The 6,295-nt window shown below is 73.6% G+C and carries 6 protein-coding genes and 1 pseudogene; 2 read left to right on the top strand and 5 right to left on the bottom strand.

Annotated features, from left to right (window positions below; all coding sequences use genetic code 11):
* Positions 1-135 precede the first annotated feature (135 nt).
* The 5 genes from AB0H28_RS26380 to AB0H28_RS26360 all read right to left on the bottom strand — a co-directional run bounded on the left by AB0H28_RS26380 (position 136) and on the right by AB0H28_RS26360 (position 5,822).
* Positions 136-2,547, bottom strand: a complete 2,412-nt coding sequence (locus AB0H28_RS26380) for a phosphoketolase family protein (protein ID WP_358045483.1) — start codon at positions 2,545-2,547, stop codon at positions 136-138.
* 128 nt (positions 2,548-2,675) lie between these two features.
* Positions 2,676-3,506, bottom strand: a complete 831-nt coding sequence (locus AB0H28_RS26375; protein WP_358045480.1) for a universal stress protein — start codon at positions 3,504-3,506, stop codon at positions 2,676-2,678.
* 65 nt (positions 3,507-3,571) lie between these two features.
* Positions 3,572-4,396 carry an oxidoreductase gene (locus AB0H28_RS26370; RefSeq protein ID WP_358045477.1) on the bottom strand — a complete coding sequence of 275 codons (825 nt, stop codon included), beginning with the start codon at positions 4,394-4,396 and terminating at the stop codon, positions 3,572-3,574.
* The gene (locus AB0H28_RS26365) at positions 4,393-4,953 is read right to left on the bottom strand and encodes a helix-turn-helix domain-containing protein (RefSeq protein ID WP_358045474.1); all 561 of its coding nucleotides are present in this window, start codon (positions 4,951-4,953) and stop codon (positions 4,393-4,395) included. The genes AB0H28_RS26370 and AB0H28_RS26365 overlap by 4 nt, the downstream gene beginning before the upstream one ends.
* Before the next feature lie 68 nt (positions 4,954-5,021).
* Complete coding sequence (locus AB0H28_RS26360; RefSeq protein ID WP_358045471.1) at positions 5,022-5,822, bottom strand: PP2C family serine/threonine-protein phosphatase; 801 nt, start codon at positions 5,820-5,822, stop codon at positions 5,022-5,024.
* 102 nt (positions 5,823-5,924) lie between these two features.
* Between AB0H28_RS26360 and AB0H28_RS26355 the strand changes: the two genes are divergently transcribed.
* Both AB0H28_RS26355 and AB0H28_RS26350 read left to right on the top strand, forming a co-directional pair.
* On the top strand, positions 5,925-6,161 hold the full coding sequence (locus tag AB0H28_RS26355; RefSeq protein WP_358045468.1) for an HTH domain-containing protein: 237 nt from the start codon (positions 5,925-5,927) through the stop codon (positions 6,159-6,161).
* A pseudogene (locus tag AB0H28_RS26350) lies at positions 6,161-6,295 on the top strand (Clp protease); the annotation flags it as partial. The gene AB0H28_RS26355 and the pseudogene AB0H28_RS26350, both read left to right, overlap by 1 nt.

Below are 6,295 nucleotides of genomic sequence, written 5' to 3'. Positions count from 1 at the left end.
CGGCGACTGCGGGGCTCGCAAGCTCACTCCTCGCGCTCACCGTGCCTGCCTTTCGTTCGCGACTGCGGGGCTCGCAAGCTCACTCCTCGCGCTCACCGTGCCTGCCTTTCGTTCGCGACTGCGGGGCTCGCAAGCTCACTCCTCGCGCTCACCGGAACTCCCCGTCGGCGCGGCCCCGCGGACCCAGCGCCACTCGGCGACCCGGGGGTCGTCCTCGCCGTGCTCACGGGTGTAGTCGCGGCACGCCTGCCGGGTGTCCACCATCTCCTGCCGCAGGTGCGCGGCGCGCGAGCGCAGCCCCGGCACCCGGTCGATGGTGTCGATGACCAGGTGGAAGCGGTCCAGGTCGTTGAGCATCACCATGTCGAACGGCGTGGTGGTGGTGCCCTCCTCCTTGTAGCCGCGCACGTGCAGGTTCTCGTGGTTGGTCCGGCGGTAGGTGAGCCGGTGGATCAGCCACGGATAGCCGTGGTAGGCGAACAGGACCGGCTTGTCGCGGGTGAAGATGGTGTCGAACTCGTTGTCCGGCAGGCCGTGCGGGTGCTCCGACGGCGGTTGCAGGCGCATCAGGTCGACCACGTTGACCACCCGCACCTTCAGCTCCGGCAGGTGTTGGCGCAGCAGGTCGGCCGCCGCGAGCGTTTCCAGCGTCGGCACGTCGCCGGCGCAGGCGAGCACCACGTCCGGCTCCGCGTCGTCGTCGGTGCTGGCCCATTCCCAGATGCCCAGGCCGCGGCGGCAGTGCTGGACCGCCTCGTCCATGGTCAGCCAGTTGGGCGCCGGCTGCTTGCCGGCCACCACCACGTTGATGTAGTGCCGGCTGCGCAGGCAGTGGTCCATGGTGGAGAGCAGCGTGTTGGCGTCCGGCGGCAGATAGACGCGGACCACCTCGGCCTTCTTGTTCACCACGTGGTCGATGAAGCCCGGGTCCTGGTGCGAGAAGCCGTTGTGGTCCTGGCGCCAGACGTGGCTGGAGAGCAGGTAGTTCAGCGACGCGATCGGCTCCCGCCAGGGGATGTGCCGGGTCACCTTGAGCCACTTGGCGTGCTGGTTGACCATCGAGTCGACGATGTGGATGAATGCCTCGTAGCTGGTGAAGATGCCGTGCCGGCCGGTCAGCAGGTAGCCCTCCAGCCAGCCCTCGCAGAGGTGCTCGGAGAGCACCTCCATCACCCGGCCGTCGGGGGAGAGGTGGTCGTCGCCCGGCTCCCGGCGGCCGACGAACGCCCGGTCGGTGACCTCGAACGCGGCGCCGAGCCGGTTGGAGGCGACCTCGTCCGGGCCGAACAGGCGGAACGTCTGTGGGTTGCGGCTGATCACGTCGCGGACCCACGGGCCGAGCGTGCCGGCCGCGCCGGCGATCGTGGCGCCGGGCTCGTCGACGTCGACGCCGTAGTCGCGGAAGTCCGGCAGCTCCAGGTTGCGCAGCAGCTTGCCGCCGTTGGCGACCGGGTTGGCGCTCATCCGCCGGTCGCCGGTGGGCGGCAGGGCGGCCAGTTCGGCGGCCGGGCCGCCGGTGGCGTCGAACAGTTCCTCCGGCCGGTAGCTGCGCAGCCAGCGCTCCAACTCGGCCAGGTGCGCCGGGTTGTCGCGTACCTCGGCGATCGGCACCTGGTGGGCGCGGAACGTGCCCTCGACCTGCTTGCCGTCGACGTCCGCCGGCCCGGTCCAGCCCTTCGGGGTCCGCAGCACGATCATCGGCCAGCGGGGGCGTTCGACGTCGCCGCCGGAGCGGGCCCGGCGCTGGATCTCGGCGATCTCGTCGACCGCCCGGTCGAGCGTCGCGGCGAGGATCTGGTGCACGGTCGCCGGGTCGTCGCCGGAGACCACGTACGGCTGGTAGCCGTAGCCGCGCATCAGGTCGAGCAGGTCGTCGGCGGGGAGCCGATCCAGCACCGTCGGGTTGGCGATCTTGTAGCCGTTGAGGTGCAGGATCGGCAGCACCGCGCCGTCGCGCGCCGGGTTGAGGAAGACGTTCGACAGCCAGCTTCCGGCCAGCGGGCCGGTCTCCGCCTCGCCGTCGCCGATCACGCAGGCGACCAGCAGGTCCGGGTTGTCGAACGCGGCGCCGTACGCGTGGCTCAGCGCGTATCCCAGCTCGCCGCCCTCGTGGATCGAGCCCGGCACCTCCGGCGCCACGTGGCTCGGGATGCCGCCGGGGAAGGAGAACTGGCGGAACAGCCGTTGCATGCCGGCCTCGTCGCGCGGGATGTGGTGGTACAGCTCGCTGTAGGTGCCCTCCAGCCAGGTGTTGGCCACCAGGGCGGGGCCACCGTGGCCGGGGCCGGTGACGAAGATGGCGGACAGGTCCTTCTCGACGATGACCCGGTTGAGGTGCGCGTAGAGCAGGTTGAGGCCGGGGCTGGTGCCCCAGTGCCCGAGCAGGCGCGGTTTGACGTGCTCGGGCTTGAGCGGCTCGCGGAGCAGCGGGTTGTCGAGCAGATAGATCTGCCCGACGGTCAGGTAGTTCGCCGCCCGCCAGTAGGCGTCCAGCCGGCGCAGCTCGTCGTCGGTCAGGGGGCTGTGCAGGTCCAGCGCGGTGTCCATGCTGCGTTAGCCTCTCGTGGCTCGGGGTCGTCTGCCACTCGGGGAGGGAACCGCCGTCCCCGGCGCGTCCACTGTCGCCTCCGGCCGGTGCCGGCGGTCAGGGTCGTAGGTCCCGGGTCGCGGGGGCGTCATGACCCCTCCCCGGTGCCCGGGTCGAGCCCCCGGACCACGATCAGCGGGGCCGGCGAGTGGTAGAGCAGGGCCTGGCTGACCTCGCCGAGGCTGGACCGCACCGGCCCGTCGCCGCGCGCGCCGACCACCGCGAGTTGCGCCGAGCGGGACCGGTCGAGCAGGACGGTCCGCGGATCCCCGCACACCGTCTGGCAGTCGGCGGTCACCCGGGGATGCCGGACGGCGTGCCGGTGGACCGCCTGTTCCAGCACGCCGTCGTCGCCGTCGCGCCGATCCGGTTCGACCACCCGGACGGCGAGCAGCCGGGCGCCGCGGCGTTCGGCGCAGTCGAAGGCGTACGCCAGCGTGGCGGGCGAGCCGGGCGAGCCGTCGTAGCCGACCAGCAGCGGCCCGGGCGGGGCCGGCTCGGACCGGCCGACCAGGACCGGGCAACCGGCCCGGGAGGCCAGCTCGACGGCCGGCGCGTCGGCCGGTACGCAGGTCGGGCAGGTGGAGCTGCCGCCGTCGCCGAGCGCGACGAGGAACGCGGTGTCGGCGGCCCGCAGCAGCGCCTCGACCGGGGAGCCTTCGACGATCTCGCCGCTGACCGGCACGTCGGGCGCGGCGTCGGCGACGAGCCGGCCGGCTTGTTCCAGCACGCTCTCGGCGTCGACGCGGGTGCCGCCGGCCGGGGCGGGGCCGCCGGTCGGGGCCCAGTTGAACGCGTGCAGCAGGCGCAGCGGCCGGTGGTGGGCCGCGGCCTCGTCGGCGGCCGTGTGGACCACCGACAGCGCCTGCGCCGACCGGCCGACGCCCACCACCACCGCGCCGTCGCTGGGTGCGGCCATGCCGGCTCACCTCCCGCCCGCGCTTTTCCCTCACGCTAGCCGGGCGGCCGGTCGACCGGAGCGGGTCAGCGGAACTGGAGGCGGTTGACCGCGTCGAAGACCCGGGCGCCGAACAGCCGGCGGGTGTGCACCATCGCCCAGGCGGCGGCGGTGACCAGGTAGCGGGTGCGCGGGCGGCGGGCCGTCACGGCCCGCTCGATGGTCCGGGCCACCGCTTCGGGCGGGGCGGCCAGCAGCCGGCTGCGGTAGGACTTCGCCATCGCCGCGTCCACCGCGGCGACCATCCGGTGGTACGGGCCGGCGGGGCCGGCGCCCGCGCCGAGCGAGGACGCGGCCACCGCGCCGAACCCGGTGCGGATCAGGCCCGGTTCGATCACCGCCACGTCGATGCCGAACGGGCGGGTCTCCTGGCGCAGCGCGTCGGAGACGGCCTCCACCGCGTATTTGCTGGCGTGGTAGTAGCCGCCGCCGGGGAAGACCAGCCGCCCGCCCATCGAGCTGACGTTGACGATCCGGCCCCGGCCGGCGCGGCGCATGCCGGGGAGCACGAGCTGGGTGAGCCGGGCGAGCCCGAACACGTTCGTCTCGAACTGGGCCCGCACCCGCTGCATCGGGGTCTCCTCGATCGGCCCGTACTCGCCGTAGCCGGCGTTGTTGATCAACACGTCGACCTGGCCGTGGGCGGCTTCCACGGTGGCCACGGCGGCGCGCATGGACGCCTCGTCGGTGACGTCGAGGGGGAGCAGCCGGGCGCCGGTGTCGGCCAGGTCGGCGATCGCGTCGACGTTGCGCGCGGTCGCGTACACGGTGAGGTCGGGCCGGCGGGCGAGGCGGGCGACGGTGGCCCGGCCGATGCCGGAGGAGGTGCCGGTGATCAGGATGGCGGTCATGCGTGGTCTCCCTGGTGGGGTAGGCCGGCGACGAGCAGCGCGACGCCGTCGCGCAGCCGCTGCCGGGGCAGGTCGGGGTCGGTGAGGTCGGCCTCCAGGCCGCGGGTGAGCGCGACGAGCACGTCGGCCACCGCGCGGGCCCGCGGCCCGGCCGCGTCCATCAGCGTGTCGGCCACCAGGCCGGTCAGTTCGGCGGTGTACGCCTCGACGAGGTCGCCGGTGAGTTTCCCGCTGGCGTCGAGCAGCTCGGTGGCGTGCGGGCTGTCCCGGTGCAGCGTGAGGGTGAGTTCCAGCTTGGTGGCGAGCACGTCGTGCAACCGGGCGGGCAGGTCACGGTCGGTGGTGGCCGCGCGGCGGGCCCGGTCGAGCGCGTCGGCGAAGAGCCGCTCGGCCAGTCGCCGGTAGGCGTCGTCCTTGTTGCGGACGTACTGGTAGACGGCGGGCCGGGACATCCCGGCGGCGGCGGCGATGTCATCCATGGTGGTGCGCCGCATCCCGTGCCGGGTGAAGCACGCGTACGCGGCGGTCAGGATCGTCTCCAACCGGTCGTTCGACATGCTGACGATTCTTGCACAGAATGTCAGTGTGTGGCGAGTGGTCCCGGTCACGCCCCGGACGGCGGCGGTCAGCGTGGCGCGGGCAGGGTGGGGTGCACGCGCAGCACCACGGCTGTCGCGTTGTCCTCGCCGCCGGCGGCGAGGCTGGCGTCGAGCAGGGCCCGCACGGTGCGTGCCGGGTCCCGCCGGGCCGCGAGCAGGTCCCGCAGCCGGTGGTAGCCGACCTGGTCGCTCACCCCGTCGGTGCAGAGCAGCCAGGTGTCACCGCGGCGCAGCGCCGGGCAGAGCAGGTCCGGGTCCGGCCGGTCCGGGTGCCCGACGTAGCGCAGCAACTGGTAGCGGGCCCGGGTCGCCTCCGGCGAGCCGGCCGGCCACCAGCCGTGCAGCAGGCCCAGCCAGGCCATCGTGTGGTCCACCGTGACCAGCTCCAGCAGCCCGTCGCGCAGCCGGTAGGCCCGGGAGTCGCCGAGCTGCACCAGCCATGCCTGGCCGTGGGTCGGCTCGACCACCAGGGCGGTGAGCGTGCACCCGGTCAGCCCGGGCCGGGTCGCGCCGGCCCGGCGTACCTGTCGCTGGGTCTCGGTCGTGGCCGCGCGCAGTCCGGCGGCGTCGACGGTCGGCCAGGCGGCGCGGACCCGGTCGACGAAGGTCCGCGTCGCGGTCGCGCCGGCAGTGCGGCTGCCCTCACCCTCGCCCATGCCATCGCAGACCACGGCCAGCGGCAACTCCTCGTCGACGTGCAGCACGTCGTAGTTCTCCGGGTAGCGGTGCCCGACCACGCTGCCGCCGGCGACCTCCAGGGTGAGCCGTCCGGCGGTCACCCGGCGGGCAGCCTCGACCGGCCGGTCCAGCGGACGGCGACGAAACACCTACGGAACGTAACACCGGTGCGGTCGGCGGGCCGGCAGGCGGTCGCGTGTCGTCTGTCAACCAGGGTTGACGATTGCCGCGTGTCAACCTACATTGACAGCATGAGTCAAGCCACGGAACTCGCGGCGGCGGCCGGCAGCACCGACCCGAAGGTCGGCCTGCGCGCGGTGCTCGCCCTGTGCCGGCTGCTCGAACGGCTGGAGGTGGTCCAGGTGGACAACGCCCGGCGACAGGGCTGGTCCTGGCAGGAGATCGCCGACGCACTCGAGGTCAGCCGGCAGGCGGTCCACAAGAAGCACGCCGGGCGACCGGCGGTGCCCGAAAGCTGGGAGGCGTGATGTTCGAACGATTCACCGACCGGGCCCGGGCCGTGGTGCACCACGCGGTCGTCGAGGCCCAGACCGACCGCCGGCGTCCGGTCGGCACCGAACACCTGCTGCTCGGCGTGCTCGCCGACCGGGGCAACCTGGCG

It is taken from the genome of Micromonospora sp. NPDC050980 (assembly GCF_040653835.1).
Taxonomy (GTDB): domain Bacteria; phylum Actinomycetota; class Actinomycetes; order Mycobacteriales; family Micromonosporaceae; genus Micromonospora.
The sequence above is the reverse complement of the archived record's forward strand: the minus strand, read 5'-3'. Positions and strand labels throughout refer to the sequence as shown.

Excerpts from the sequence above, each read along its gene's own strand:
- AB0H28_RS26380 (WP_358045483.1), bottom strand. The coding sequence starts at position 2,547 with ATGGACACCGCGCTGGACCTGCACAGCCCCCTGACCGACGACGAGCTG.
- AB0H28_RS26365 (WP_358045474.1), bottom strand. The coding sequence starts at position 4,953 with ATGTCGAACGACCGGTTGGAGACGATCCTGACCGCCGCGTACGCGTGC.
- AB0H28_RS26370 (WP_358045477.1), bottom strand. The coding sequence starts at position 4,396 with ATGACCGCCATCCTGATCACCGGCACCTCCTCCGGCATCGGCCGGGCC.
- AB0H28_RS26355 (WP_358045468.1), top strand. The coding sequence starts at position 5,925 with ATGAGTCAAGCCACGGAACTCGCGGCGGCGGCCGGCAGCACCGACCCG.
- AB0H28_RS26375 (WP_358045480.1), bottom strand. The coding sequence starts at position 3,506 with ATGGCCGCACCCAGCGACGGCGCGGTGGTGGTGGGCGTCGGCCGGTCG.